23 protein-coding genes are annotated in these 26,313 nt (G+C 71.4%); 18 read left to right on the top strand and 5 right to left on the bottom strand.

The genetic code is table 11. From position 1 onward, the window contains the following. Window positions 1-113: 113 nt before the first annotated feature. The 12 genes from OHB41_RS12010 to OHB41_RS11955 all read left to right on the top strand — a co-directional run bounded on the left by OHB41_RS12010 (window position 114) and on the right by OHB41_RS11955 (window position 12,599). Window positions 114-1,373, top strand: coding sequence for an MFS transporter (locus OHB41_RS12010; protein WP_266697892.1), 1,260 nt, complete (start codon window positions 114-116; stop codon window positions 1,371-1,373). A 9-nt stretch (window positions 1,374-1,382) separates the two neighbouring features. Continuing rightward, window positions 1,383-2,744, top strand: a complete 1,362-nt coding sequence (gene pafA, locus OHB41_RS12005) for a Pup--protein ligase (protein ID WP_127181046.1) — start codon at window positions 1,383-1,385, stop codon at window positions 2,742-2,744. Between the two features lie 128 nt (window positions 2,745-2,872). Continuing rightward, window positions 2,873-3,874: an FKBP-type peptidyl-prolyl cis-trans isomerase gene (locus OHB41_RS12000; RefSeq protein WP_266697891.1), complete on the top strand. Its 1,002-nt coding sequence runs from the start codon at window positions 2,873-2,875 to the stop codon at window positions 3,872-3,874. Window positions 3,875-3,953: 79 nt separating this feature from the next. Further along, window positions 3,954-4,325: an FKBP-type peptidyl-prolyl cis-trans isomerase gene (locus OHB41_RS11995; protein WP_266697889.1), complete on the top strand. Its 372-nt coding sequence runs from the start codon at window positions 3,954-3,956 to the stop codon at window positions 4,323-4,325. A gap of 302 nt (window positions 4,326-4,627) precedes the next feature. Further along, window positions 4,628-5,605, top strand: a complete 978-nt coding sequence (locus OHB41_RS11990; RefSeq protein WP_266697888.1) for a helix-turn-helix transcriptional regulator — start codon at window positions 4,628-4,630, stop codon at window positions 5,603-5,605. A 16-nt stretch (window positions 5,606-5,621) separates the two neighbouring features. Continuing rightward, window positions 5,622-6,644, top strand: a complete 1,023-nt coding sequence (locus OHB41_RS11985) for a helix-turn-helix transcriptional regulator (RefSeq protein WP_266697887.1) — start codon at window positions 5,622-5,624, stop codon at window positions 6,642-6,644. Window positions 6,645-6,775: 131 nt separating this feature from the next. Beyond that, on the top strand, window positions 6,776-7,036 hold the full coding sequence (locus OHB41_RS11980; RefSeq protein ID WP_266697886.1) for a hypothetical protein: 261 nt from the start codon (window positions 6,776-6,778) through the stop codon (window positions 7,034-7,036). Between the two features lie 9 nt (window positions 7,037-7,045). Beyond that, the gene (locus tag OHB41_RS11975) at window positions 7,046-7,240 is read left to right on the top strand and encodes a hypothetical protein (protein WP_168527283.1); all 195 of its coding nucleotides are present in this window, start codon (window positions 7,046-7,048) and stop codon (window positions 7,238-7,240) included. Between the two features lie 257 nt (window positions 7,241-7,497). Continuing rightward, window positions 7,498-7,782 (top strand): Sec-independent protein translocase subunit TatA, encoded by a 285-nt coding sequence (tatA, locus tag OHB41_RS11970; protein WP_168527282.1) that lies wholly within the window; start codon window positions 7,498-7,500, stop codon window positions 7,780-7,782. Between the two features lie 47 nt (window positions 7,783-7,829). Continuing rightward, window positions 7,830-8,774, top strand: a complete 945-nt coding sequence (tatC, locus tag OHB41_RS11965; protein ID WP_266697885.1) for a twin-arginine translocase subunit TatC — start codon at window positions 7,830-7,832, stop codon at window positions 8,772-8,774. Window positions 8,775-8,805: 31 nt separating this feature from the next. Next, window positions 8,806-9,696, top strand: coding sequence for a diacylglycerol kinase (locus OHB41_RS11960; RefSeq protein ID WP_266697884.1), 891 nt, complete (start codon window positions 8,806-8,808; stop codon window positions 9,694-9,696). A 41-nt stretch (window positions 9,697-9,737) separates the two neighbouring features. Beyond that, on the top strand, window positions 9,738-12,599 hold the full coding sequence (locus tag OHB41_RS11955; RefSeq protein WP_266697883.1) for a DEAD/DEAH box helicase: 2,862 nt from the start codon (window positions 9,738-9,740) through the stop codon (window positions 12,597-12,599). A gap of 185 nt (window positions 12,600-12,784) precedes the next feature. Here OHB41_RS11955 and atzF read toward each other — a convergent pair whose 3' ends face one another. From atzF to OHB41_RS11935, 4 genes are all read right to left on the bottom strand, one after another. After that, the gene (atzF, locus tag OHB41_RS11950) at window positions 12,785-14,491 is read right to left on the bottom strand and encodes an allophanate hydrolase (protein WP_266705803.1); all 1,707 of its coding nucleotides are present in this window, start codon (window positions 14,489-14,491) and stop codon (window positions 12,785-12,787) included. 136 nt (window positions 14,492-14,627) lie between these two features. Further along, complete coding sequence (locus OHB41_RS11945) at window positions 14,628-18,143, bottom strand: 5-oxoprolinase/urea amidolyase family protein (protein WP_266697882.1); 3,516 nt, start codon at window positions 18,141-18,143, stop codon at window positions 14,628-14,630. Next, complete coding sequence (locus tag OHB41_RS11940; protein ID WP_266697881.1) at window positions 18,140-18,757, bottom strand: urea amidolyase associated protein UAAP2; 618 nt, start codon at window positions 18,755-18,757, stop codon at window positions 18,140-18,142. Before OHB41_RS11940 ends, OHB41_RS11945 begins: the two co-directional genes overlap by 4 nt. Next, window positions 18,754-19,578 (bottom strand): urea amidolyase associated protein UAAP1, encoded by an 825-nt coding sequence (locus OHB41_RS11935; RefSeq protein ID WP_266697880.1) that lies wholly within the window; start codon window positions 19,576-19,578, stop codon window positions 18,754-18,756. Before OHB41_RS11935 ends, OHB41_RS11940 begins: the two co-directional genes overlap by 4 nt. A gap of 216 nt (window positions 19,579-19,794) precedes the next feature. On the opposite strand from OHB41_RS11935, the gene OHB41_RS11930 reads away from it, so the two are divergent. The 6 genes from OHB41_RS11930 to OHB41_RS11905 all read left to right on the top strand — a co-directional run bounded on the left by OHB41_RS11930 (window position 19,795) and on the right by OHB41_RS11905 (window position 25,345). After that, the gene (locus OHB41_RS11930; protein ID WP_266697879.1) at window positions 19,795-20,421 is read left to right on the top strand and encodes a TetR/AcrR family transcriptional regulator; all 627 of its coding nucleotides are present in this window, start codon (window positions 19,795-19,797) and stop codon (window positions 20,419-20,421) included. 294 nt (window positions 20,422-20,715) lie between these two features. Continuing rightward, window positions 20,716-22,302 carry a sensor histidine kinase gene (locus tag OHB41_RS11925; protein ID WP_266697878.1) on the top strand — a complete coding sequence of 529 codons (1,587 nt, stop codon included), beginning with the start codon at window positions 20,716-20,718 and terminating at the stop codon, window positions 22,300-22,302. Beyond that, window positions 22,299-22,706 carry a roadblock/LC7 domain-containing protein gene (locus OHB41_RS11920; RefSeq protein WP_148007708.1) on the top strand — a complete coding sequence of 136 codons (408 nt, stop codon included), beginning with the start codon at window positions 22,299-22,301 and terminating at the stop codon, window positions 22,704-22,706. Before OHB41_RS11925 ends, OHB41_RS11920 begins: the two co-directional genes overlap by 4 nt. Further along, entirely contained in the window at window positions 22,703-23,158 is a 456-nt protein-coding gene (locus OHB41_RS11915) for a DUF742 domain-containing protein (RefSeq protein WP_266697877.1), read from the top strand. Before OHB41_RS11920 ends, OHB41_RS11915 begins: the two co-directional genes overlap by 4 nt. Next, the gene (locus OHB41_RS11910; protein ID WP_266697876.1) at window positions 23,139-23,759 is read left to right on the top strand and encodes a GTP-binding protein; all 621 of its coding nucleotides are present in this window, start codon (window positions 23,139-23,141) and stop codon (window positions 23,757-23,759) included. The genes OHB41_RS11915 and OHB41_RS11910 overlap by 20 nt, the downstream gene beginning before the upstream one ends. Window positions 23,760-23,842: 83 nt before the next feature. Continuing rightward, a complete protein-coding gene (locus OHB41_RS11905; protein ID WP_266697875.1) occupies window positions 23,843-25,345 on the top strand; it encodes a cytochrome P450 in 1,503 nt (500 codons plus the stop codon). A gap of 22 nt (window positions 25,346-25,367) precedes the next feature. On the opposite strand, the gene OHB41_RS11900 is transcribed toward OHB41_RS11905, so the two are convergent. Continuing rightward, window positions 25,368-26,309: an RluA family pseudouridine synthase gene (locus OHB41_RS11900; protein ID WP_266697874.1), complete on the bottom strand. Its 942-nt coding sequence runs from the start codon at window positions 26,307-26,309 to the stop codon at window positions 25,368-25,370. Between the last annotated feature and the right edge of the window lie 4 nt (window positions 26,310-26,313).

The raw sequence follows: 26,313 nt of genomic DNA, 5'->3' as shown, positions 1-26,313 counted from the left end.
TGCTCCTTCGTCTGGACTCGCGGACTGCGCACATGGTACGTATGGCACGGGACGTTATACGTAACACTGGTAGCTTCGGGTCGCCTCGGGCGCCCGGCGGAGAAGGCGGGAACATGGCCGCGGGATACCTGGAGATCCTCAGGGCGAGGCATGCCGCCCGGCTGCTCGCCGGCACGCTCACCGGGCGGCTGCCGAACGCGACGGCCGCCATCGCGGTCGTCCTGTTCATCCGGGCCGAGGGCGGCACGTACGGTCTGGCCGGGGCGCTCGCCGCCGTGTACGGGGTGGCCAACGCCGTGGGGCAGCCGCTGCTCGGGCGGCTCGTGGACCTCTACGGGCAGCCGCGCGTCCAGTTGCCCGCCGCGCTGGTCTCGGCCCTCGGCATGGCCGTCTTCGCCCTCTCGGGCACCGACCCGCTGCCCGTCGCCTACGCCTCCATGGTGGTCGCCGGACTCTTCACGCCGCCGCTGGAAGGCGGTCTGCGTGCCCTGTGGCCCTCCGTGCTGCGCCGTGACGACCAGGTGCACACCGCGTACGCGATGGACGCGGTGGCCCAGGAAGTCATGTTCACCGTCGGGCCCCTGCTGGTGACGCTGTTCGTGTCGCTCTGGTCCGCGCAGGCCGCGCTGCTGATCCTGAACGGCATCGGGGTGCTGGGCGCCCTGTGGGTGGTCGTCTCTCCCCCCTCGCGCGCGTGGCGCTCGGCGCCCCGGGAGGCGCACTGGCTCGGCGCGCTGCGCTCGCCGGGGCTGCTGGCCCTGCTCGGCGCGTTCCTGTTCGTGGGGTCCGCGCTCGGCTCGATCACGGTCGCCGCCGTGTCGTACGCCGACGACCACGGCGGGGACGCGGTGTACGGCTGGCTGATGGCGGCCCTGGGCCTCGGCGCGCTCGTCGGCGGCACGGTGTACGGGGCGCGGCAGTGGACCGGCGCGCCCGAGCGGCGACTGCGCGTGCTGGTGGCCTTCCTGGCGGTGTGTTACCTGCCGCTCCTGCTGATGCCGGGCGCGGTCGCCATGACGGCCCTCACGGCCCTCGCCGGAGTGTTCCTCGCGCCCTGCATCGCGTGCGCGTTCATCATCGTGGACCGGCATGCCCCTAAGGGCACCGTCACCGAGGCGTTTTCCTGGCTTGTGACCACGTTCACCGTGGGCGCGTCGGTCGGAACGGGCCTCGCGGGTCCGGTCGTGGAGTGGGGCGGGGCAGTCTGGGGCTTCGCCGTACCGGGCGTCGCGGGAGCCGCCGCGCTGGTGGTTCTGCTGGCCACGGGGCGGGTCCTCGCAGCTACCGGGGACGGTGCGGTAGTTGCGGTCTCATCGGAAAATGATCCAAACCGTGCCGTCGAACCCCGTTTCAGCTCGGGGGATCGGGCGTAATGTTCAGTCATGGACCGCCGCATTTTCGGGCTGGAGAACGAGTACGGCGTCACGTGTACGTTCAGGGGACAGCGGCGCCTGTCTCCCGACGAGGTGGCGCGGTACCTCTTCCGCCGTGTCGTGTCATGGGGCCGCAGCAGCAATGTCTTTCTGCGGAACGGTGCCCGCCTCTATCTCGACGTGGGATCACATCCGGAATACGCGACACCCGAATGTGACAACGTGACGGAACTCGTCACCCACGACAAAGCCGGCGAGCGCATTCTCGAAGGACTCCTGGTGGACGCAGAACGACGCCTGCACGAGGAAGGAATCGCGGGCGACGTCTACCTGTTCAAGAACAACACCGACTCGGCCGGCAACTCGTACGGGTGCCACGAGAACTACCTGGTGGCCCGCCACGGGGAGTTCTCCCGACTCGCGGACATCCTCATCCCGTTCCTGGTCACGCGGCAGCTGCTGTGCGGGGCCGGCAAGGTGTTGCAGACTCCGCGCGGCGCCGTGTACTGCGTCAGCCAGCGTGCCGAGCACATCTGGGAGGGCGTCAGCTCCGCGACGACCCGCTCCCGGCCCATCATCAACACCCGCGACGAACCGCACGCCGACGCCGAGCGCTACCGCCGGCTGCACGTCATCGTGGGCGACTCGAACATGTCCGAGACGACCATGCTCCTGAAGGTCGGCGCCACCGACCTGGTGCTGCGCATGATCGAGGCCGGCACGGTGATGCGCGACCTCACTCTGGAGAACCCGATCCGGGCGATCCGCGAGGTGAGCCACGACATCACGGGCCGCCGCAAGGTGCGGCTGGCCAGTGGCCGTGAGGCCTCCGCCCTCGAGGTGCAGCGCGAGTACTACGAGAAGGCCGTGGACTTCTGCGAGCGCCGCGGCATCCGCACGGGCACCGTCGAGCAGGTTCTCGAACTGTGGGGCCGCACGCTCGACTCGATCGAGGCGGAGGACCTCGACCGGATCGGTACCGAGATCGACTGGGTCATGAAGTACAAGCTCATCGAGCGGTACCGGGCCAAGCACAACATGACGATGTCGCATCCGAGGGTCGCTCAGATAGACCTCGCCTACCACGACATCCACCGTCGTCGTGGTCTGTACTACCTGCTGGAGAGGAAGGGACAAGCCGCGCGGATCTGCAACGACTTGAAGATCTTCGAGGGCAAGTCCGTGCCGCCGCAGACCACACGGGCGCGGCTGCGCGGTGACTTCATCCGGCGTGCCCAGGAACAGCGCCGCGATTTCACCGTCGACTGGGTCCACCTCAAGCTCAACGACCAGGCACAGCGCACCGTGTTGTGCAAGGACCCGTTCCGTTCGGTCGACGACCGGGTGGAGAAGCTGATCGCCGGAATGTGAGCCGGGCGTTCCGCGAGTGACGCGGAACGCAACGCGGGGCGCCGTACGTTTTCCGTACGGCGCCCTTCTCACGTCGTAGAGTTGCGCGCACGCCATCAACCAAGATCGATCGATACGAGGCCCCCACCGTGCGCCGACGCTCACTTCTCCTTGCCGTACCCGCAGGACTGGTCACTCTCGCCGGATGCGGTGACGACAACAAGTCGGACCGGGCCAAGTCCAGCAGCAGCCCGTCGCCTTCGCCCTCCGCCTCCTCGGTACCGCCGCCGAAGATCGTGGACGGTCCGCTGCCGGCCATCACGGCCGGGACGAAGTTCGGTGAGAAGCCGACCGTGGCCAAGGGCAGCGGAGACCCGTCGAAGGACCTGGCGGTCAGGACGGTCATCGCGGGCAACGGCGGGACGGTCGCGGAGAACGACTACGTCCAGGCCAACTACCTCGGCCAGGTCTGGAGCACGGGGAAGGTCTTCGACAACTCCTACGACCGCAAGACGTCGCTGGTCATCCAGCTCGCGCAGGGCAGCATCATCGACGGCTGGCGCTACGGCCTCGTGGGCAAGAAGGTCGGCAGCCGCGTCGAGATGGCCGTCCCGCCGACCTGGGGCTACGGCAAACAGGGCAACACGCAGGCGGGCATCAAGGGCACCGACACGCTGGTGTTCGTCGTCGACATCGAGAACACCTTCAACGCGAAGAGCTCCGCCAAGGGCAAGGTCGTCGCGCAGGACGACGCGAACCTCCCGAAGGTCGGCACGAACACCGACGGCAAGGCCCCCTCCATCGACGTGCCGAAGGTGAAGGCCCCGACGAAGCTCGTGGCGGACTACGTCATCGAGGGCGACGGCGAGGAGGTCAAGGCGGACAGCAGCGTCCTGGTGCAGTACAAGGGCGTGCTGTGGGACGGCGGCAAGGAGTTCGACTCCACGTACAGCCGCGGTCAGCTGACCTCGTTCTCGCTCCAGCAGGTCGTCAAGGGCTGGGGGCAGGGCCTGACGGGCAAGAAGGTCGGCAGCCGCGTCCTCATCGTCATCCCGCCGGCCCTGGGTTACGCCGACAACCCGCCGAGCGGCAGCGGCATCAAGAAGGACTCCACGCTGGTCTTCACGGTCGACATCCTGGCGAAGATGTGAGCCCGTCAGGGATGTGAGACTGTCGGTGGTGCCTCAAGGGCACCACGCGAACCAACGCGAACAAGCAGGAGCGAGAGACGTGAGCATCGAGAAGCCCGAGATCGACTTCCCGGGCGGCGAGCCCCCGGCGGACCTCGAGATCAAGGAAATCTGGGAGGGCGACGGCCCGGTCGCCAAGGCCGGGGACTTCGTCAAGGTCCACTACGTGGGCGTGGCCTTCTCCACCGGCGAGGAGTTCGACGCCTCCTGGAACCGCGGCAACCCGCTGGAGTTCCAGCTCGGTGTCGGCCAGGTCATCAGCGGCTGGGACCAGGGCGTGCAGGGCATGAAGGTCGGCGGCCGCCGTCAGCTGACCATCCCGGCACACCTCGCCTACGGGGACCGCGGCGCCGGCGGCCGGATCGCCCCCGGCGAGACGCTGATCTTCGTCTGCGACCTGGTCGCGGTCTGACAGCGGCATGGGGAGCCACGGCTCCCCATCGCCCGGGACCGGGCGACCGGTCCCGGGGGAGCGCTCCGGGACCGGACGATCGCGGAGCGCTGTTTCCGATGCGACGACCGAGGGGTCGGTGACTCCGGTCCGATCATCGTGAAGGTCGCACCCTGGTCCGATCTTCGTACACCGTGTGATCGGGATACGACCGGATTCGATCATCTGGGGCCCATGCCTGTCCGGGCATGGGCCCTCGGCTTTTGCCACGACACCCCGGAGCGGTACGGTCATCGGTCGGAAGCACCATAGGAAGGGCGTCGATGGCCATTGCCAAGGCCGAGCGGCTGATGAACCTGGCGCTGTGTCTGCTCGGGACACGACGGCCGCTCAGCAAGCGCGAACTGCGCGATTCCATCGAGGCCTATGTGGAGGCGTTCAGGCCGGGCAGGGGAGCGGCCTCGTCCGACGACTCCTTCAACCGGATGTTCGAACGCGACAAGGACGACCTGCGCGAGCTCGGCCTGGTCATCGAGACCGTGGAGAACCTGGACGGCGAGGTGGGCTACCTCGCCCGCCGCGACAGCAACAGTCTGCCGCCCATCACCCTCGACGCCGAGGAGGCCGCCGCCCTCGGCCTCGCCGCCAAGGTCTGGCAGCAGGCGCGGCTGGCCGGCGCGGCGAGCGGCGCCCTGCAGAAACTGCGTGCCGCGGGCCTCCCCGAGGACGTGGACCCGTACGAGGCCCACGGCGCCCTGGAGCCGCACATCCCCGTGCACGAGGCGGCCTTCGAGCCGCTGATGCTGGCCTGCCGCGACCGCCGCCCGGTCGTCTTCGACTACCGCAAGGCCACCGCCGCGCACCCCGAGACCCGGCAGGTCGAGCCCTGGGCCCTGGAATGCTGGCGCGGCCACTGGTACCTGGCGGGCTGGGACCGCGACCGCGGTGCCGAGCGCGTCTTCCGGCTCTCGCGGATCACCGGCAAGGTCCGCGCCCGGGCCGGCCGCTACACGGCCGAGGTGCCCGACGTCGTCACCGTGCGGGAGACGGTCGCGGGCTGGGCGGGCGAGATCGCCGACCGCTCCGCGCGGATCCGGCTGCGTACCGGCTCCGGATACCCGCTGCGGGCCAAGGCCGTCTCGGTCCGGGAACGGGGAGACGGCTGGGACGAGTTGGAGATTCCGTACGGGCACGGTCTGGACGCGTGGCTCGTCGAGTTCGGGCCCGACGTCGTCGTCCTGGAACCCGCCGAGCTGCGGGCCGACGTGCTGGACCGGCTGCGCGCCGTGGCCAAGGGCTGAGGGGGAACGTAGGAAAGTGGCAGGAAAACCGGCCAGGCCCACGAACGCGATCGACCAGACCCGGCGGATGCTCTCCCTGGTGACCTACCTGCGCGAGCGCCCCGGCGCGCGCGTCGGCGACGTCGCCCGGGCCTTCGGGACCACCGAGGACGAACTGATCTCCGACCTCGACGTGCTGCCGCTGTGCGGGACGAGTTTCCGCGGCGGCGACCTGCTCGACATCGACACCGACGGCGACCGCATCTGGTGGCACAACCCGGACGACGTCGCCTCACCGCTCCGTATCGCCGCGGACGAGGCGACCGCGCTGCTGGTGGCCGCCCGCGCGGTCTCCACCCTCCCCGGGCTGCGGGAGGGCGACCGGCAGGCGCTGCTGCGCGCCACCGCCAAGGTGGAGGCCGCCTCGGGAGAGGCGGCGGGCGCCAGCTCCCGGCTCTCGGTGACCTTCGAGTCCGAGGGCGGGGTCTTCGCGGACGTCGACCGGGCGATCTCCGAGCGCCGCCGGCTGTGGATCCGCTACTACTCGCCCTCGCGCGACGAGCTCACCGAGCGCGAGATCGACCCGATCCGCCTGGTCAGCGTCGGCCACACCTACGTGGAGGCCTGGTGCCGGCGCTCCGAGGCGCGCCGGACCTTCCGGCTCGACCGGGTCGCCGAGATCCGCATTCTCGACGAGCCCTCCGCGCCGCCCGAGGTCGAGCTGAGGGATCTGTCCGAGGGGCTGGTGCAGCCCGCCGCCGAGGATCCCGAGGTGGTGATCGAGGTCGGACCGGGCGGGCGCTGGGTCGCGGAGTACTACCCGCACGACAGCGCGGATGAACTGCCGGACGGCGGGCTGCGTATCACTCTGCGGACCCCCGACCCCGCGTCGCTGCGGCGGCTGGCTCTGCGCCTCGGCCGTGACGGCCGGATCGTGTCACCGCCGGAGCTGGCGGACAGCGCGCGACAGGCGGCCCGTGAGGCGCTGGCGGCCTACGACGGGCTCGACGACGACGGAGTCCAGGACCGACCGTACGACAGGCAGGAGCAGGGGCTTTGACCACGTCGGCGACGTCTGGTGGGTCGGAGAGGGCCGGTGTCACGGCCAGGGCCGGGAGGCCGGAGAGAGCCGGGGGAGCGGTGAGGGCCGGGGGAGCGGTGAGGGCCGGGGGGACACCCAGCGCCGCCGAGATGACGGTGGTCAGCGCGTTCGCCGGGATGCGCAGGGTGGCCGACGTGCTGTTCAAGGCCGGCTGCCCCGACTGCCGGGCCCGGCTGGAGCTCCGGGCGAACGCCCTGATGCTGGCGATCGGCGCCTCGAGCCGGACCACCTTCTACTCGTTCACCTGCACCGAGTGCGGCGCCGCGGTCCGCAAGCCCGCGGGCGAGCGGATCGTCGAACTCCTCACCGGAGGCGGGGTGCGGACGCTGCGCCTGCACTCGACGCTCTAGGCTCGCCCCATGTTCTGGCCGATGTGTGCGATCGCTGTGGGTTTCCTGGGAATGGCCGTTCTCGGCGTGCTCGCCGTCCGTGTCTTCCTGGAGGCGGAACGCCTGGGACGGCAGGTGACGGACTCCGCACGCCGTATCAACAGGGCGGCCGACGACCTGGAGCGGGCGACCGTCGGGGCCGCGCGCTCCGTGGACGGCCTGTGACCTCGCAGGCGCCCGGTAAGAGTCGTTCCAGGGTTGCGCAATGCGTCATTCGAGCCTGTCAACTTGCCAGTGTGGACAGGTAGGCTTCTGATCGCGGTCCGAAGAAAGAGGCGCGGGCCGCGACCGGGAGTACGCTCAGGGATTGCCTCGCGTTCACCCCTGAGCGTTACGATCGCTGTCAACACGACGACCGGACACATGTCCGACCGATCGGGCAGTACCCCGCCCCTGCAGCCTCGGTGAGAAGGTAAAGACTTATGTTCGGAAGGCTCGGAGCTCCCGAGATCATTCTCATCCTCGTCGTCATCATCCTGCTGTTCGGCGCGAAGAAGCTTCCGGACATGGCGCGCTCCCTCGGCAAGTCCGCACGCATTCTGAAGAGCGAGGCCAAGGCCATGAAGGACGAGGGCAGCAACCCCGCCCCGGCCGGCCCGCCCAGCACCGACGAGCAGACCCCGGCCCAGCGCACCATCCAGGCCGCGCCCGGCGACGTGACCAGCGCCCGTCCGGTCAGCGAGCCCACGGACACGACCAAGCGCTGACGCAGGGCCGGACGTCTCCGGCCCGCCGCACGAGATGAGGACGTGGGTTGCTCAAGTCTGCCCGCAAGAAGGAGAAGGACCCCGAGGGACGGATGCCCCTCGCGGAGCACCTTCGTGAGCTCCGCAACCGGCTCGCGAAGGCCGTTCTGGCCATCGTCGTCGTCACCGTCGTGGCCGCCTTCTACTACAAGAACATCATCGAGTTCTTCACGAACCCGATTCTGGACGCGGTGGGCTGCCGGTCCACCCTGTCGGAACTCGCGCAGCAGCGGAGCGGCACCTGCGCCCGCATCGTGCTGAACGGCCTGCTGACGCCGTTCACGCTCGCGCTCAAGGTCTCGCTGATGGCCGGTGTGATCTTCGCGTCCCCGATCTGGCTCTACCAGCTGTGGGCCTTCATCGTTCCCGGCCTGCACCGGCACGAGAAGAAGTACGCGCTGGCGTTCGTGGGCACGGGCGTCCCGCTGTTCCTGGGCGGCGCCTTCTTCGCGTACAAGACGCTGCCGACGATGGCGACGGTCCTCCTCGGCTTCTCGCCCGCGGACCTCGACAACCAGCTGCCCCTCGACGACCTGCTGGACCTCATCGTCCGCATGGTGCTCGTCTTCGGGCTCTCCTTCGAGCTGCCCCTGCTGCTGGTCATGCTGAACCTGACCGGAGTGCTCACCGGCCGGCGCATGCTCGGCTGGTGGCGCGGCATGATCATGGGCATCACGGTCTTCGCGGCCGTGGCCACGCCCAGCACCGACCCGCTGACCATGCTGGCGCTGGCCGGGCCGATCTGGGTGCTGTACTTCATGGCGACCGCCTTCTCGCTGCTGAACGACCGGCGCAAGCGCCGCCGCGAGGCCGAGGGCCCCGACGACGACGAAGCCTCCGAGCTGGACCTCACGCCCGAGGACATCGGGGAGGTCGAGACGGTGTCGGCCAGCAGGGCACTGCCCGGGCAGGCGTCCCCGGACCGGGTCAACGGTTATGACGACGTGACCTGACAAGGCGCGAAGATCTCGTAGGGTCAGGCCCGTGACCAGCGAGATCACCCTCTTTGTCAACCCCACCGCAGGGCGCGGCCGGGGCGCCCGCGCGGCGCAGCCGGCCGCTTCCGCTCTGCGGGCGGCGGGATTCTCCGTACGGACGGTGCTCGGGGAGAACGCCGCCGACGCCCTCACCCGCGCGCGCGACGCGGTCGAGCGCGGCACGGGAGCCCTGATAGCCGTCGGCGGCGACGGCATGGCGCATCTGGCCCTGCAGGCCGTCGCCGGGACCCGCACCCCGCTCGGCCTGGTCGCCGCCGGCACCGGGAACGACTTCGCGCGCGCCCTGGGCCTGCCCCTGCGCGACCCGGCCGCCGCCGGGCGGCAGATCGCCGAGTCGCTCAAGGGCGCCCGGTTCCAGGACGTCGACCTGGGCCGCGTGAACGGCACCTGGTTCGGCACCGTCCTCGCCTCCGGCTTCGACTCCCGGGTCAACGACCGCGGCAACCGCATGCGCCGGCCCTCCGGACGCGTCAAGTACGACCTGGCGATGCTCGCCGAGCTGGCGGCCTTCCGGCCGGTCCGGTACCAGATGACCCTGGACGACGGCGAGACCCGCGAGATCGAGGCGACCCTCGTCGCGGTCGGCAACGGCTCGTCGTACGGCGGCGGCATGAAGATCTGCGCGGGCGCGGACCTCGGCGACGGTCTGTTCGACATCACGGTCGTCGGGCCGTGCACGCGCAGGACGCTGCTCAGGGTGTTCCCGAAGGTGTACCGGGGCACCCATCTCTCCCACCCCGTGGTGAGCGTGCACCGGGCGGCCCGCGTCGAGCTCGTCGCCGACGGCCTCACCGGGTACGCGGACGGGGAGCCGCTGGGGCCGCTGCCGCTCACGGCGCGGTGCGTGCCCGGTGCGGTGCGGGTGGCCATTCCCTGAGCTGCGGGGATCCGGGGTTTCACCGGCAACGGATCCGGATATTGATCGTCCTGTTGTCAGTGGCTGCCGGTAGTCTCGAAGGCACGATGACAGAGGACCTCTCACCGGCCGAGCGGTACGCGGCAGCACGGAAGCGCGCTGTCGAGCAGGCCACCGCGCTCGCCTCCTTCCGCGAGATGTACGACTTCGGCCTCGACCCCTTCCAGATCGAGGCCTGCAAGGCGCTCGAGGCGGGCAAGGGTGTGCTCGTCGCGGCGCCCACCGGCTCGGGCAAGACGATCGTCGGCGAGTTCGCCGTCCACCTGGCCCTCCAGCAGGGCAAGAAGTGCTTCTACACGACGCCGATCAAGGCGCTGTCGAACCAGAAGTACGCCGACCTCTCCCGCCGTTACGGCGCGGACAAGGTCGGTCTCCTCACCGGGGACAACAGCGTCAACTCCGACGCCCCGGTGGTCGTCATGACCACCGAGGTGCTGCGCAACATGCTGTACGCGGGTTCGCAGACCCTTCTCGGCCTCGGCCATGTGGTCATGGACGAGGTGCACTACCTCTCCGACCGCTTCCGCGGCGCCGTGTGGGAGGAAGTGATCATCCACCTTCCCGCCTCGGTCACGCTCGTCTCGCTCTCGGCGACCGTGTCGAACGCCGAGGAGTTCGGGGACTGGCTGGACACCGTGCGCGGCGACACCGAGGTGATCGTCTCCGAGCACCGTCCGGTGCCGCTGTTCCAGCACGTGCTCGCCGGACGCCGGATGTACGACCTCTTCGAGGAGGGCGAGGGCCACAAGAAGGCGGTCAACCCCGACCTCACGCGCCTGGCCCGCATGGAGGCGAGCCGTCCGTCGTACCAGGACCGCAGGCGCGGCCGCGCCATGCGCGAGGCCGACCGGGAGCGCGAGCGCCGGCAGCGCTCGCGGATCTGGACGCCGGGCCGCCCCGAGGTCATCGAACGGCTCGACACCGAGGGCCTGCTGCCCGCCATCACCTTCATCTTCAGCCGCGCCGCCTGCGAGGCCGCCGTCCAGCAGTGCCTGTACGCGGGCCTGCGGCTCAACGACGAGGAAGCGCGCGTGAAGGTGCGCGAGATCGTCGAGAGGCGCACGGACTCCATCCCCCCGGAGGACCTGCACGTCCTCGGGTACTACGAGTGGCTGGAGGGCCTGGAGCGGGGCATCGCGGCCCACCACGCCGGCATGCTGCCGACGTTCAAGGAAGTCGTCGAGGAGCTCTTCGTACGCGGGCTGGTGAAGGCCGTGTTCGCCACCGAGACCCTCGCGCTCGGGATCAACATGCCCGCCCGCTCCGTGGTGCTGGAGAAGCTCGTCAAGTGGAACGGCGAACAGCACGCCGACATCACTCCCGGCGAGTACACCCAGCTGACCGGCCGGGCGGGGCGCCGCGGGATCGACGTCGAGGGCCACGCCGTCGTGCTGTGGCAGCGCGGCTTCAGCCCCGACCACCTGGCGGGTCTCGCGGGCACCCGCACCTACCCGCTGCGCTCCAGCTTCAAGCCGTCGTACAACATGGCGGTGAACCTGGTCGAGCAGTTCGGGCGGCACCGCTCGCGCGAACTCCTGGAGACCTCCTTCGCCCAGTTCCAGGCCGACAAGTCGGTCGTCGGGATCTCCCGGCAGGTGCAGCGCAACGAGGAGGGGCTCGAGGGTTACAAGGAGTCCATGACCTGCCACCTCGGGGACTTCGAGGAGTACGCACGGCTGCGCCGTGAGCTCAAGGACCGCGAGACCGAACTCGCCAAGCAGGGCGTGGCGCAGCGCCGCGCGGAGGCGGCCGTCGCGCTGGAGAAGCTCAAGCCGGGTGACATCATCCATGTCCCGACCGGCAAGTTCGCCGGTCTGGCGCTGGTGCTCGACCCCGGCCTGCCCGCGGGCCGGTCCAACGGGCACCGCGGTTTCGAGCAACACGACGGCCCCCGCCCGCTGGTGCTCACCGCCGAGCGCCAGGTCAAGCGGCTGGCCTCGATGGACTTCCCGGTGCCGGTGGAGGCGTTGGAGCGGATGCGCATCCCGAAGTCCTTCAACCCGCGTTCCCCGCAGTCCCGTCGCGACCTCGCGTCCGCCCTGCGCACCAAGGCCGGGCATATCGTCCCCGACCGGCTGCGCAAGAAGCGCTCCGAGGCGGCCGACGACCGTGAGATCGCCCGGCTGCGCACGGCGATCCGCGCCCACCCCTGTCACGGGTGCAACGACCGCGAGGACCACGCCCGTTGGGCCGAGCGCTACCACCGGCTGCAGCGCGACACCTCGCAGCTGGAGCGCCGCATCGAGGGCCGGACGAACACCATCGCCCGCACCTTCGACCGTATCGTCGCCCTGCTCACCGAGCTGGACTACCTGCGCGGCGACGAGGCCACCGAACACGGCAGGCGGCTGGCCCGGTTGTACGGCGAACTCGACCTGCTGGCCAGCGAATGCCTGCGGGCCGGCGTCTGGGAGGGACTGAACCCGGCCGAACTCGCCGCGTGCGTCTCGGCGTTGGTCTACGAGTCGCGGGTCGGCGACGACGCGATGGCGCCGAAGCTGCCCTCCGGCAAGGCCAAGGCCGCGCTGGGCGAGATGGTCCGCATCTGGGGCCGTCTGGACGCCCTGGAGGAGGACTTCCGGATCACCCAGTCCGAGGGCGTGGGCCAGCGCGAACCGGATCTCGGCTTCGCCTGGGCGGCCTACGAGTGGGCTTCCGGCAAGGGCCTCGACGAGGTGCTGCGCGAGGCGGAGATGCCGGCCGGCGACTTCGTCCGCTGGTGCAAGCAGGTCATCGACGTGCTGGGCCAGATCTCGGCCGCCGCGCCCGTCTCCGGCGGAGAGAGCTCGACGGTCGCGAAGAACGCGCGCAAGGCGGTCGACGGGCTGTTGCGCGGGGTGGTCGCCTACTCGTCGGTGGGCTGATCCGAGCCCCTTCGCCCGTGGTGCGCCGCCCCGATGCCGGGGGCGGCGCACTTGCGTACTTCCGTACTCCGGTACCCCGCTACTTCCGTACTCCGGTACGTGGATTCATCGATACGTCGCCACGTGAGCACGCCGGTACGTGGGTACCGCGGTATGCCGGTCACCGGGGCCGCGACGTCAGCGGCTCAGTCGCGCGCCCGCAGGTAGCCGCGCCAGCCGCCGTACTCCGTGATGTCCTCGGCACCCTCGAGCGCGCAGGGCTCGCACAGGAACCCGGGTACATGGGTGCCGTCGGCCAGTTCGACCCGGCCGAGTGTCATCGGACGGGGCAGCTCGGCGAGCAGGCGCCCGAGGCCCTCGGCGGGCAGCCGCCACACCTCCGCCTCGACGGTGGCCCCGCCCACGCCGGTGCGGACCAGGCCCGGCTTGGGAGGGGTGGTGGCCAGGGCGTGCAGCCGGTACGCGGCCGCCGTCGTCGTCGTGCGCTCCCACTCGGCGCCCAGGGCGAGGAGCTGCGGGTTCAGGGGCTGGCCCGACAGATGGGCGCCGACCACGGCGACGCGTGTCCGCGGCCGGAGCAGGGCGGCGATCCGGGCGAGACGCTCGTCGGTGAACGCGGGGCCGATCAGCATCACGCCGAAGGGCAGCCCGTCCACGGTGCCCGCGGGAGCGGCGACCGCGGCGAGGTCGAAGAGGTTCGTGGAGTTGGTGAAACGCCCCAGGCGGGCGTTGGCGCCCAGCGGGTCGGCGGCGACCTCCGCCAGGGTCGGATGGCCCGGCGCGGTCGGCAGCAGCAGGGCGTCCGCGTCACCGAGCCCGGCGACGGCCCGCAGGCGCAGTGCGGCCAGCCGGTCCTGGTCGGCGAAGAGCCGGTGGGCAGGGATGTCCCGGGCGCGGGTGATGATCCCCGCGACGGTCGGGTCGAGACCCGCACCCCCCTCACGGAGCAACTTGTCGACAAAGCTCCCCACCGCGGTGTAGCGCTCGGCGACGAACGCGCCCTCGTAGAGCATCGCCGCGGCCTCGGTGAACGGGGTGAGGTCGAGGGGGCGCACCTCGGCCCCCGCCGCGACGAGCTGCGCCACGGTGTCCTCGTACGCCTGGGCCCAGCCCGCGTCCAGCTCGCCGAGCTGTGCCGTCGGGGGGACGGCGACGCGCCAGGGGCCGGGGACGCGCTGGGGGAGGGACGGCAGCGCGCGTCCGGACGGGCGGGCCAGGTGCGCGAGGGCCTGTTCGGCCTCCGGGAGCGTACGGGCGAAGACGGTCACGCAGTCCAGGGAGGCGCAGGCCGGGACGATGCCGGTGGTCGGGACAAGGCCGCGGGTCGGCTTCAGGCCGACGATGCCGTTGAACGCGGCGGGAACGCGGCCGGAACCGGCCGTGTCGGTGCCGAGGGCGAGGTCGACCAGGCCCAGAGCTACCGCCACGGCCGATCCGGAGCTGGACCCGCCACTGACGCGGGCCGGGTCGAGGGCGCTGCGCACGGCGCCGTACGGGGAACGGGTACCGACCAGACCGGTCGCGAACTGGTCCAGGTTCGTGGTGCCCAGGACGAGCGCGCCGGCCGCTCGCAGGCGGGCGACCGCGGGGGCGTCCTCCTTCGGGGTGTACGCGTACGCCGGGCAGCCCGCGGTGGTCGGCAGGCCGGCCACGTCGATGTTGCCCTTCGCGGCGAGGAGCCGGCCGGCGAGGGGGAGGTGTTCGCCCGCCGCGAGACGGGCGTCGACAGCCTCGGCCTCCCGCTCGACCTCTGCCCGGGGGCGCAGATCGATCCAGATCTCGGGGCGGTCGACCGCCTCGATGCGGGCGTAGGCCGACTGCACTCGGGCGAGGGCGGACATGGTTGCTCCTTGTTCGTCGGCGCTTGTGACCGTGCGTCGGTGCTCGTCGATATTCGGCGGTGTTCACTGGCGTTCGTCGGCATTCGTCGGCGTTCGTCAGCGTTCATCCATGTTCGTCGATGTTCGCCGGGCGTGATCGGGTGGGTGGTCGGTGCCCGTCGGCCGCCCACGGACCACCCGCGTGCTGTCAGGTGGCGGGCGCCAGGACCACCAGGGCCGTGCCCGCTTCCACCTGGGCGCCCGGCCTGGTGAGGACCTGCCGCACGACTCCGTCCATCGGAGCGGTCACCCTGGACTCCATCTTCATCGCCTCCAGCGCCAGCAGGGGCTGGCCGGTGGTGACACGGTCGCCCGGCTCGACATTCAACTGCCACACGGACGCGGTGAACTCGGCCTCGACGAGCCGGCCGCCCGCCGGGACGGTCACCTCGGCGACCGCGGCCACGGGCGCGGCGGCGGCGTCCGCCCGGGCGAACTCGCCCGCCGCCTCCCAGGCATCCCGCTCCGCGCCGAACGCGGCGCCCTGCCGGGCCCGGAACCGCGCGATCGACTCGGCATGGGCGGCGAGGAAGTCCTGGTGGCGCGCCAGGGAGAACTCGCCCTCCTCGATCCGGGGCACGAACCGCCCCGAGACGATGTCGGCGCGCAGACCGAGGAGTTCGTCGGGCTCCACGGCGTACCACTTGATGCGGTCGAAGAAGCGCAGCAGCCAGGGCGAGCCCGGCTCGAAGGCACCGCGCTGCTGCCACCCCGACCACACCTGGGTGGTCCGGCCCACGAACTGGTAGCCGCCCGGACCCTCCATGCCGTAGACGCAGAGATAGGCGCCGCCGATGCCGACGGAGTTCTCGGCGGTCCAGGTGCGGGCCGGGTTGTACTTGGTGGTGACCAGACGGTGCCGCGGGTCCAGCGGAGTCGCGACCGGCGCGCCCAGGTACACGTCGCCCAGGCCCAGCACGAGGTACTCCGCGTCGAAGACGGTGCGGTACACGTCGTCCACCGAGTCCAGACCGTTCACCCGGCGGATGAACTCGATGTTCCACGGGCACCAGGGCGCGTCGTCGCGGACCCCCGCCATGTACCGGTCGATGGCCTCGCGGGTCGCCGGATCGTCCCAGGACAGCGGGAGGTGCACGGTACGGGAGGGGACCACGAGCCGGTCGCTGGGCGGGAGGGCGCGGGCCGTCTCCCGTACGGCGGCGAGCAGTGCGCGCTGCGGGAGTCTGCGCGGATCCGCCTGGATCTGCAGGGAGCGGATGCCGGGGGTCAGGTCCGTGACGCCGTCGAGGTCCGCCGCGGCCACCGCCTCCATCAGCGCGTGGACCCGCATGCGCAGCGCCAGGTCCAGCTGCATGGGCCCGAACTCGACCAGCAGGTTGTCGTCGCCGCTGCGGCGGAACGTCACGTCGCCGTCCCGGGCCAGCACCCCGCCGTCCACGACCGGGGCCCGCGCCGAGCCGTCGTCGGCGAGGGGCGCGAAACGCACGGTGTCACCGGGGCGGAGCTGGCCGAGCTTCCAGCGCTCCGTGCTGACGACCGTCGCGGGGCAGACGAAGCCGCCGAGCGAGGGGCCGTCCGGGCCGAGCAGCACCGGCATGTCGCCGGTGTAGTCGACGGCGCCGACCGAGTACGGCGTGTCGTGGATGTTGGACGGGTGCAGCCCCGCCTCGCCGCCGTCCGCACGCGCCCAGCGGGGCTTGGGGCCGACCAGTCGTACGCCGGTGCGCGCCGAGTTGAAGTGGACCTTCCAGTCGGCCGCGTAGAAGTCGCGGATGTCGTCCTCGGTGAAGAACTCCGGTGCGGCGTGCGGACCTTCGAGCGCGCCGACCCGCCACCCGGACGTGAATACGGGCCGGTCGGCGGGCGGTACGGGCGCCGTCGCACCGGTGAGTGCCCCGCCGTGCAGCACGTCCCCCGTCCGCAGTGCCCGGCCGCCGTGCCCGCCGAACCGGCCCAGGGTGAAGGTGGCGGCGCTGCCGAGGAACGGCGGGACGTCGAGGCCGTCGCCGGCGAAGAGGACGTAGGTGCGCAGGCCGTGTCCGCCGGGCGCGCCGACGTCCAGTACCGCTCCCGCGGGCACCGTCACCGGCTCCCACTGGGCGACCGCCGTGCCGTCCACGGTGACCGGTGCCGGGGCGCCGGTGACACAGACCGTGACGGCGTGCGTGAAGCGCAGGGTCGGCCCCCGCAGGGTGCACTCCAGACCGGGCGCCCCCTCGTCGTTGCCGAGGGCGCGGTTGCCCAGCCGGAAGGACAGGTCGTCCATCGGGCCGCACGGCGGCACGCCCACCTGCCAGTAGCCGGTGCGGCCCGGCCAGTCCTGGACCGTGGTGAGCGTGCCGCCGGAGACCACCTCGACGCGGGCCGTGGGATCGGTGACCCCGGCCAGCGTGGCCGTCGAGTGCGCCGCTCGCCGGAAGGACGGGTCGGTGAGCGCCGCCCGCACCAGCCCCAGGTTCGTCTCCACGCCGTCGACCCGGGTCCTGGCCAGCGCTTCGTCCAGCCGCTCCAGGGCGTGCGCGCGGTCCGGGCCGTACGCGACGATCTTCGCGAGCATGGGGTCGTACGCGGTGGTCACCTCGGTGCCCGTCTCCACCCAGCCGTCGACCCGGACGCCGCCGGGGAACTCGACCCGGGTCAGCAGCCCCGCGCTCGGCCGGTGTTCGCGCGAGGGGTCCTCGGCGTACAGCCGGGCCTCCACGGCGTGACCACGCGGCGCCCCCGGGTCCCGCACGACCTCCGACTCACCGCGTGCGAGCCGCAGCATCCAGGCGACGAGGTCGACCCCGTAGATCTCCTCGGTGACCGGATGCTCCACCTGGAGGCGGGTGTTGACCTCCAGGAAGTACGCCTCCTCGCGTGCGGCGTCGTACACGAACTCGACCGTGCCGGCCGAGCGGTAGCGGACACTCGCGCACAGGTCACGTGCGCGGGAGGCGAGACGTTCCCGTACGTGGGCCGGGAGGCCGGGGGCCGGGGCCTCCTCCACGACCTTCTGGTTGCGGCGCTGGAGCGAGCAGTCGCGGTCGCCGAAGGTCACGACGCGGCCCCGGCCGTCGCCGAAGACCTGCACCTCGACATGGCGGGCGTGCTCGACCAGACGCTCCAGGAAGACCCCGGCGGAGGCGAAGGACGCGGCGGCGACACGCTGCACGCGCTCCCAGGCCTCGGCCAGTTCCGCGGCGGAGCGGCAGGCCGCCATGCCGATGCCGCCCCCGCCGCCGGTGGCCTTCAGCATCACGGGATAGCCGATGCCCCCGGCCGCCTCCAGGGCCTCCGGAAGGCCGGGCAGCAGCCCCGTGCCCGGGGCGAGCGGCACACCGGCCGCCCGGGCCGCCGCCCGCGCCGTGTGCTTCGCCCCGAACAGTTCCAGTTGCCGGGGCGTGGGTCCCACGAACACGATCCCGGCGTCCTCGCAGCGCCGTGCGAAGGCCGCGTCCTCGGACAGGAAGCCGTAGCCGGGGTGGATCGCCCCCGCGCCGGTGTCCTTGGCCGCCTTCAGCACCAGGTCGGCGTCGAGGTACGACTCCTTCGCGGGGGCCGGGCCCAGCCGGACGGCCTCGTCGGCGAGCCGGACGTGCGGTGCCGAGCGGTCGGGGTCGGAGTACACCGCGACCGTGCGGAGCCCGAGTTCGCGCGCGGTGCGGATGATCCGGACCGCGATCTCGCCGCGGTTGGCGACCAGCAGGGTGTCGAAGCTCATTCCGCCGTCCCGACGCTCATCGCAACGGCGGTCGGTTCGAAGCCGTTGCAGGGGTTGTTGATCTGGGGGCAGTTGGAGACCAGGACGAGCACGTCGCGTTCGGCGCGCAGGGTCAGGGCCAGGCCCGGGGCCGAGAGACCGTCGACGATGCCGAGCGTGCCGTCCTTCTCGACCGGCACGTTCATGTACCAGTTGACGTTCGAGACGAGGTCGCGCTTGCCGAGGCCGTGCCGGGCGCCCTGCGCGAGGAAGTTGTCCACGCAGGCGTGCTGCGACCAGGTGTGGTGGCCGTACCGCAGCGTGTTCGACTCCTTCGAGCAGGCGCCGCCGACCGTGTCGTGCCGGCCGACGTCGTCGGACACCACGGTCATCAGGGGCGTGTGCTCGTTGGACATCAGCACGCTGCCGGCCGTCAGGAAGATGTTCCCCTGTGCCTGGATCGTGTCGGGCGCGCTGTAGCGGACGGACGGGTCGTGGGCGTCGTAGGCGAGGAAGTCGACGGCCTGGTTGCCGTGCAGGTCGGTGATGGTGAGTGTGCCGCCCGAGCGGACGACGGACGACCAGGCGGCGCGCGCGGGAACCACGGTCGTGGCGGCGCTCGTGACCGCGCTCATGCGTGCCCCCTCGCGGCAAGGAACTCGACGGTGTTCAGGAAGGCGCGGCGGCCCTCGGGCGTCGCCTCCCACAGCGGGTCGCCCGGCTTCGTCGCCGCCGACCGCCAGGCGAGCACCTCGAGGGCGGTGCTGGTGTAGGCGGGGCGCGGATCGACCGGGTGCGGCACGTTCGCGATCAGCACGGTGACGTCCTGCTCGGCGCGCAACGTCACGCTGCCGCCCGGTCCCGCCGAACCGGTGAAGTCCAGGGAGCCGTCGTCGCGTATGGCCACGCCCTGGAAGAAGGAGAGCGAGGGCGGCAGATCACGTGGTCCGAGGCCGTTCTTGGCCGCGGCCAGCTTGAACAGCTCGCGTCCCGCGGGGGAGGCGGACTGCGGCGTGCCGTCCCCGTAGCGCTGTGTGTTGCGTACGAGCGTGGAGGTACCGCACAGCGCGTCGTGCCGCCCGGAGGTGTCGGCGGTGAGCGAGGCGAGCACACGGCCCTGGTCGGAGAGGAGCAACTGCCCCTCGCCCAGGTACGCGTTCCACTGGACCTTGACCGTGTCCGCCACGTTCAGGCGCTCCCAGGGACGGCCGGCGGCGAACAGGAGGAGGTGCGCGCAGGCGTCGCCGCGCAGGTCGGTCAGCCTCAGTTCGGTGCCGCGGGCCAGCACCCGGTGCGTGTAGTTGCCGCCGGCCACCGTCTCCGCCCACACCAGGTGGCCCGCCTCGCAGGGGGGCGCGGGCCACTTGCTCGCCGGGACGACGGGCATGGCCTCGGCGCGGGTGCCCTCCTGGGCACGGGCGTGATCGCGTGCTCCGTGCGTGGTCGCTGTCGCCATCGCGGGTCCTCCGGCTCCGGGGTGATTTCTGTCGCCCGACAGAAATTAGGAGCGCCGGAGTACGACGCCGTGTCTCCGGCGTTGCCGCCCGGTTACCGATCCCTCACCCGCGCCCGCCGCGCGGCGGCGGCCGGAGCGGACGCGGCTGGTCACGCGCCTTCGCGGTCTCCTCCGGGGCGCGACCGGGTACCGGCGTCATGTGCGAGGATCGAACGCATGGGAGCCGGTGGCGGACGACGGGTCGGCCGGCCGCGTGCGACGCAGCGGCCGGACAGCGGTCTGTCGCCGCGCGACGAACTGCTCCACGCGGCCGCCGAGTTGTTCACGACACGCGGCTACGCGGCGACGACCACCCGGGCCGTCGCCGAGCGGGCGGGCATGCGTCAGGCGTCCATGTACCACTACGTCTCCGGCAAGGAGGAGCTGCTCGCCGAGCTCCTGGAGTCCACGGTCACGCCCTCGCTGGCCTTCGCCCGGGAGCTCCTGGCGGACGACGCGGCTGCGCCCGAGGGCCGGTTGTGGCAGCTGTGCCGCACCGACGTGGAACTGCTCTGCGGTGGCCCGCACAACCTCGGCGGGCTGTACCTGCTGCCCGAGGTGCGTGCCGAGCGCTTCGCCGGATTCCATGCCGTACGGGCCGAACTCAAGGACACCTACCGGCAGTTGCTGGCCGCGACGGCTGCGGGCGGCGCGCTCGCCAAGAGTGAACTCGATCTGCGGACAGACCTGTTGTTCGGCCTCATCGAAGGGGTGATTCTCGTGCACCGCTCCGACCCGGACCGCCCCGTGTCCGCGTTCGCCGAGGCCACCGCCGACGCCGCGCTGCGGATCGCCGGAATCTGACATACCGCCCGGCGGGGGGAGGGGTTTTCGGCTGCCCGTACGCCGTTACTCAGGGTGTGCGAGTGAGTTCTGAGCGTATAAATGGCCCGAGGGTACTCCTGTCGCGCGGGCGATTTCAGGCGCTTGCTGAATATGACACGGCGATGATCCGGTCGGACTAAGCTCGCCCGCAGCGCACCGAGTTGAGATGTAATCGTGCGCTTGTTCCCAAAAGTTCCGAAGATTCCGTTTGACCACGCAGTTTCCCCCACGAACTCCCCCCGACCCCCCGCCGACTTGTCTCAGAGGGCATACATGGTGAGTGTTCAATCGCCTCCCGGTGGCCGTGAACTTCCCTACGCGCGCGTCCTGTTGCTGCCGGCCATACTGATGGCCGCGGTGACCGGGACCGCCGTCGCCGTGGTGACGAGCCCGGCCAGGTTCGCTGTCGGCTGGTGCGGCGCCATCGCCACGCTGCTGGTCGTCACCGTCGCGGCGGAAGCCGTACGCCGTGGCCGCGACGCCCGTGACCTGCGCGCCGAACTCGCCCGCAGCACCGCGCACTTCGAACAGCGCATCGCCACGCACGACCAGGATTTCGTGCGCCTGCGCACCGAGGTCCTGCCGATCGCGCTCCGCCGCATGCGGGGCGGCGTCAACCCCGAGGACGTGGCCCGCACCTTCGGCCGCGGCAAGGGCGACCCGTGCGAACTCCCCGCCGCACAACGGGATCTGCTCGGCGCCGTGCTCAAGGTCGTGGACGACGAGGACCTGCTGCGCGACTCCTCCCAGCGCTCCTTCGTCAACATCGCCCGGCGCGTCCAGGCGATCGTCCACCAGCAGAACAAGGAACTCCGCGAGATGGAGGAGGACCACGGGCGCAACCCCGAGGTCTTCGACGACCTGCTGCGCATCGACCACGGCACCGCGCTGATCGGCCGCCTCGCCGACTCCATCGCCGTGCTCGGCGGCGGCCGTCCGGGGCGCAACTGGCCCGAGCCCGTCCCGCTGTTCAGCGTGATGCGCGGCGCCATGTCCCGGATCCTCGAGTACCGCCGCATCGAACTGCACTCGATCGCAGACGTCGCCGTCAACGGCATCCACGTCGAACCGGTCATCCACGCCGTCGCCGAACTGCTCGACAACGCGACCCGCTACTCGCCGCCGACCACCAAGGTGCATCTCACCGCCCTCGTCGTGCAGACCGGCGTCGCCATCGAGATCGAGGACTCCGGCGTCAGCTTCAGCGACGAGGCCCGCGGAAAGATCGAGGAACTGCTCCGGCAGGCCGCGGCCGGCGTCGACCTCAACATCCTCGGCGAGGCCCCCCGGCTCGGCATGGCCGTCGTCGGGCGGCTCTCGAAGATGTACGACATGAAGATCTCGCTGCGCCAGTCCGCGTACGGCGGGGTCCGCGCCGTCATCGTCGTGCCGAGCAACATGCTCACCAAGGACCCCGCCCCCGGTCTCGCCCACGGCATCGGCGTGAACGCGGTGCCCACGATGGACACCGACGGCGTCGAGGGCCCCAAGCGCAAGCCGAAGAAGCGCCGTCCGACCACCGGACCTCGTATCCCGTCGCCGCACGACGGCTCCCAGGACGACGACGCCCCGCTGGTCACCGAGTGGACGCCCAACGGCCTGCCGCAGCGGCGCAGCAGGGTCAAGGTCCCGCTCAGCCAGCGGATCGCGGAGGCCCGCGCCGCCGAGGTGGCGGCCGAGGCCGCGGCGGCAGCGGCGCCCTGGGCCGCCGCGCCCGCCCCGAAGGAGGAGGAGCCCCCGCCGGGGATGTGGGTCGAGGCGTTCATGGAAGGCCTCAAGGGCGACCCCGACCCGACCGCTTTCACCCAGAGCCATCAGCCGGCCCCCGCTGAGGCCGACGACGAGGGGGACTTCAAGTGATCCAGCAGCGAGGCAACTTCGACTGGATGCTCAAAGATCTCGCCGACGGCGTCCCGGGCATCCAGCAGATCGTGGTGCTCTCCGCCGACGGACTGCGCATCGCCCGCTACGGCGGCGACCCCGACGCCGCCGACCGCGTCGCCGCCGCCTGCGCGGGACTCCAGAGCCTGGCCGGAGCCGTCGCGGGCGAGATCCCCCGCAGCGACGGCACCATGCGGATGGTCATCATCGAGATCAACGGGGGCTACTTCTATCTCATGTCCGCCGGGGCCAACGCCTATCTCGCGGTCCTCGCCAACCAGACCGCGGAGCCCGGCCTGATGAGCAACCGCATGCGCGACCTCGTCGCACGGATCGGCGCGCATCTCACCAGCCCGCCGCGCCGCAACGGGCAGACCGTATGACTCCTCCGCAACGCCGTCGGCGCCACCCCACCCAAGAGCCCCGCGAGGTCCCCCAGGGAGGCCCCCCGCACGAGGGAGCCTCCCCGGAGGGGACCCCCCAGGAGGGCCAGGAACAGGACCCCAAGATCCCTGGGCGCCTGTACGTGCTCACCGGCGGGGGTGAGGGCGGCGACCGGGCCGACCTCGACCTGGTCACCTTGATCGTGGCGCGCGCCGACCCTCCGGCGCCCACCACCCAGCCCGAGCAGTCGGTGCTGCTGCGGCTCTGCAAGGCCCCTCTGTCCGTGGCCGAGCTCTCGGCCTATCTCAATCTGCCGTTCAGCGTGGTGACCGTCCTGCTCACCGAGCTGCTGACGGCCGAACTGGTACAGGCGCGCGCCCCGATCGTCCGCTCCGCGCTGCCCGACCGTTCCCTCCTCGAAGCGGTGATGCATGGACTTCAAAAGCTCTGACACGATCACCGGCCCGCGCGCCGAGGACCACCTGCCGCACACGGCGACCGCCGCGGTGAAGATCGTGATCGTGGGCGGTTTCGGGGTCGGCAAGACGACCATGGTGGGTGCCGTCAGCGAGATCAAGCCGCTGACCACCGAGGAGACCATGACGCAGGCCGGCATCGGCATCGACGACAACTACGGCTCCGAGACCAAGACGGCCACCACCGTGGCCATGGACTTCGGCCGCATCAGCATCACCGAACAACTGGTGCTGTACCTCTTCGGCACCCCCGGCCAGGAGCGCTTCTGGTTCCTGTGGAACGGCCTGTTCGAGGGCGCGCTCGGCGCGGTCGTGCTCATCGACACCCGCCGCCTGGAAGTCAGCTTCGACGTGATCGGCCGGCTGGAGGAACGCGGCGTGCCGTTCGTCGTCGCCATAAACGACTTCCCGGACGCGCCCAGCTATCCGATCGAGGACCTGCGCACCGCGCTCGACCTCGCGGAGGAGATCCCGATCGTGAAGTGCGACGCGCGCCGACGGGCCTCCAGCCGCGACGTCCTGATGACGCTGATGCGTTTCCTGCACTCGCTGGCGATGTCCTCCTCGCGGGCCTGACGCCCGCCGGTGGCCGCGAGCCCCACATCCCCACTCCCACCCCCCAAAGACACCGGACCCACTTAAGTTTCGGAGCGATCATCGTGACGCCTGAACCCCACTCACCGGCCGGTACGGACGACCTCGCCCTCGACCCGCCGCCGGGCTGCCCCGCCCACGGCCGAGGTGCCGGCGGGCTCCACCGGCTCTACGGCCCCGAGGCGGAGGACCTGGGAGCCCTGTACGAGGAACTCCGTGACGAGCACGGTGCGGTCGCACCCGTGCTGCTCCACAACGACGTGCCGATCTGGGTGGTGCTCGGCCACGCCGAGAACCTGCACATGGTGAGTACGCCCACCCACTTCTCGCGGGACAGCCGGCTGTGGACCGCCGTCAAGGACGGCACGGCCGGCCCCGAACACCCGCTCGCGCCGCACATCGCCTGGCAGCCCATCTGCTCCCACGCCGAGGGCGACGAGCACCTGCGGCTGCGCGGCGCGGTCATGGGCGCCATGTCGACCATCAACCACCGCACCATCCGGCGGCACATCAACCGGGCGACCCAGATCCTGGTCAACCGCTTCTGCGAGAAGGGCCGGGCGGATCTCGTCGGCCAGTTCGCCGAGCACCTTCCGATGGCCGTGCTGTGCCAGATCCTCGGCATGCCCGACGAGTACGACGACCGTCTGGTGCAGGCCACCCGTGACCTGCTCAAGGGCACCGCGACCGCGATCGCCAGCAACGAGTACGTCATGGGCATCCTGATCCGGCACACCGCCCGCCGCCGCGACGAGCCCGGGAACGACTTCACCGGCCATCTCATCAACCACCCGGCCGGGCTCACCGACGACGAGGTCGCCCAGCATCTGCGCCTGGTACTGCTGGCCGCGTACGAGGCCACGGCCAACCTGCTCGCCAACGTGTTGCGCGTGGTCCTCATCGACCCGCGCTTCCGTGCCCGGTTGAACGGCGGGCAGATGACGGTTCCCGAGGCGGTCGAGCAGTCGCTGTGGGACGAGCCTCCGTTCAGCGCCGTCCTCGGCTACTTCGCCAAGCAGGACACCGAACTGGGCGGCCGGACCATCCGGCGGGGCGACGGTCTGATCCTCGGCATCGCGCCGGGCAACATCGATCCCCGGGTGCGGCCCGACCTCAAGGCGAACATGATGGGCAACCGGTCCCACCTGGCCTTCGGCGGCGGACCCCACGAGTGCCCGGGACAGGACATCGGCCGTGCCATCGCCGACGTCGGCGTCGAGGCGCTGCTGATGCGCCTGCCCGACGTCGAACTCGACGGCGACGAGGACGAGTTGCGCTGGCGTTCGTCGATGTCGTCGCGGCACCTGGTGGAGCTTCCGGTCTACTTCGAGCCGCGGCCGCCGGAGGAGGTCCAGGACGTGTCGCCCGCCTCGCCGGTTCCGTCGCCGCGGCAGCCCTGGCAGGTCGGCGGCGACCGGCCGACGGCGTCCGCGCCGTGGCGCGAGCCGTCCCTGCCGATGTCGGCGCCCGCGCCGATGTCGACGCCTCCGGCACAGGCGCCGGCACCCGCGCCCGTCCGCCCCGCCGGGGCCTGGCAGCGCTTCCTGGCCTGGTGGCGCGGGTACTGAGCGGTCGGGCCGGGCCCCCCGGCTACCGTGCCCAGTCGTCGTGCGCGGACCAGGCCTGAAGATCCCGCCCACTGACGAACCGGTGCGCCAGCCCCGTGACCGGATCGGTGAACTCCAGCTTCCGCGCGAGCAGTTGGAGCGGACGCCGGAAGTCGCCGGCCGGCACGGGGCCGGTCACCACCGGGTAGAGCGGATCACCGAGGACGGGAACGCCCAGCGCGTTCATGTGCACCCGGAGCTGATGGGTCTGCCCGGTGTGCGGAACCAGCCGGTAGCGTCCCAACCCGTCACGGTGGTCGCGGAGTTCGACCCGGCTCACCGCGTTCGGCTCGCCCGCCACCTCCTGCGCGGCCAGCACCCCGCGCTCCTTCACGATCCGGCTGCGGACCGTGCGCGGCAGGGCGAGCCCCGCGTCGTACGGGGCCACCGCCTCGTACTCCTTGGCGACGAGGCGGTCGCGGAACAGCGACTGGTAGGCACCGCGTTCCTCGGGCCGCACGGTGAACAGCACGAGCCCGGCGGTGAGCCGGTCGAGGCGGTGTGCGGCGCCCAGGGCCGGGATGTCCAGCTCCCGCCGCAGCCGGGCGAGCGCGGTCTCGACGACATGGCTGCCGCGCGGTGTGGTGGCGAGGAAATGCGGTTTGTCGGCCACCACGATGTGCGCGTCGCGGTACACGACGTCGACGGCGAACGGCACCCGCTCCTCGTCGGGCAACTCCCGGTGGAACCAAACGAACATCCCCGGCTCGTACGCCGTGCCGGGCTCCACCGGCCGCCCGTCCGCCCGCACGATCAGCCCGTCCGCGAGCATCGTGTCGATCACCCCGGTCCCCGCCGCGAGCCGCTCCACCAGATGCTCCCGCACGGTGGCCCACCCCCCGGCCTGCGGCAGTCTGACGCGCACGGGGTCGACGCCGTCGCGCTGCGGCAGGGGGGAGGGCGGAATTCTGGGCTTGCGTCTCACCCGC

Source organism: Streptomyces sp. NBC_01571 (assembly GCF_026339875.1).
GTDB lineage: Bacteria > Actinomycetota > Actinomycetes > Streptomycetales > Streptomycetaceae > Streptomyces.
Note: the sequence above shows the minus strand (reverse complement) of the source record. Positions and strands in the feature narration are given on the sequence as shown.

Excerpts from the sequence above, each read along its gene's own strand:
- OHB41_RS11930 (WP_266697879.1), top strand. The coding sequence starts at position 19,795 with ATGGGAGCCGGTGGCGGACGACGGGTCGGCCGGCCGCGTGCGACGCAG.
- OHB41_RS11910 (WP_266697876.1), top strand. The coding sequence starts at position 23,139 with ATGGACTTCAAAAGCTCTGACACGATCACCGGCCCGCGCGCCGAGGAC.
- OHB41_RS11945 (WP_266697882.1), bottom strand. The coding sequence starts at position 18,143 with ATGAGCTTCGACACCCTGCTGGTCGCCAACCGCGGCGAGATCGCGGTC.
- OHB41_RS11980 (WP_266697886.1), top strand. The coding sequence starts at position 6,776 with ATGACGGTGGTCAGCGCGTTCGCCGGGATGCGCAGGGTGGCCGACGTG.
- OHB41_RS11915 (WP_266697877.1), top strand. The coding sequence starts at position 22,703 with ATGACTCCTCCGCAACGCCGTCGGCGCCACCCCACCCAAGAGCCCCGC.
- tatA (WP_168527282.1), top strand. The coding sequence starts at position 7,498 with ATGTTCGGAAGGCTCGGAGCTCCCGAGATCATTCTCATCCTCGTCGTC.
- OHB41_RS11935 (WP_266697880.1), bottom strand. The coding sequence starts at position 19,578 with ATGGCGACAGCGACCACGCACGGAGCACGCGATCACGCCCGTGCCCAG.
- OHB41_RS11975 (WP_168527283.1), top strand. The coding sequence starts at position 7,046 with ATGTTCTGGCCGATGTGTGCGATCGCTGTGGGTTTCCTGGGAATGGCC.
- OHB41_RS11940 (WP_266697881.1), bottom strand. The coding sequence starts at position 18,757 with ATGAGCGCGGTCACGAGCGCCGCCACGACCGTGGTTCCCGCGCGCGCC.
- OHB41_RS11990 (WP_266697888.1), top strand. The coding sequence starts at position 4,628 with ATGGCCATTGCCAAGGCCGAGCGGCTGATGAACCTGGCGCTGTGTCTG.
- pafA (WP_127181046.1), top strand. The coding sequence starts at position 1,383 with ATGGACCGCCGCATTTTCGGGCTGGAGAACGAGTACGGCGTCACGTGT.
- OHB41_RS12010 (WP_266697892.1), top strand. The coding sequence starts at position 114 with ATGGCCGCGGGATACCTGGAGATCCTCAGGGCGAGGCATGCCGCCCGG.
- OHB41_RS11925 (WP_266697878.1), top strand. The coding sequence starts at position 20,716 with ATGGTGAGTGTTCAATCGCCTCCCGGTGGCCGTGAACTTCCCTACGCG.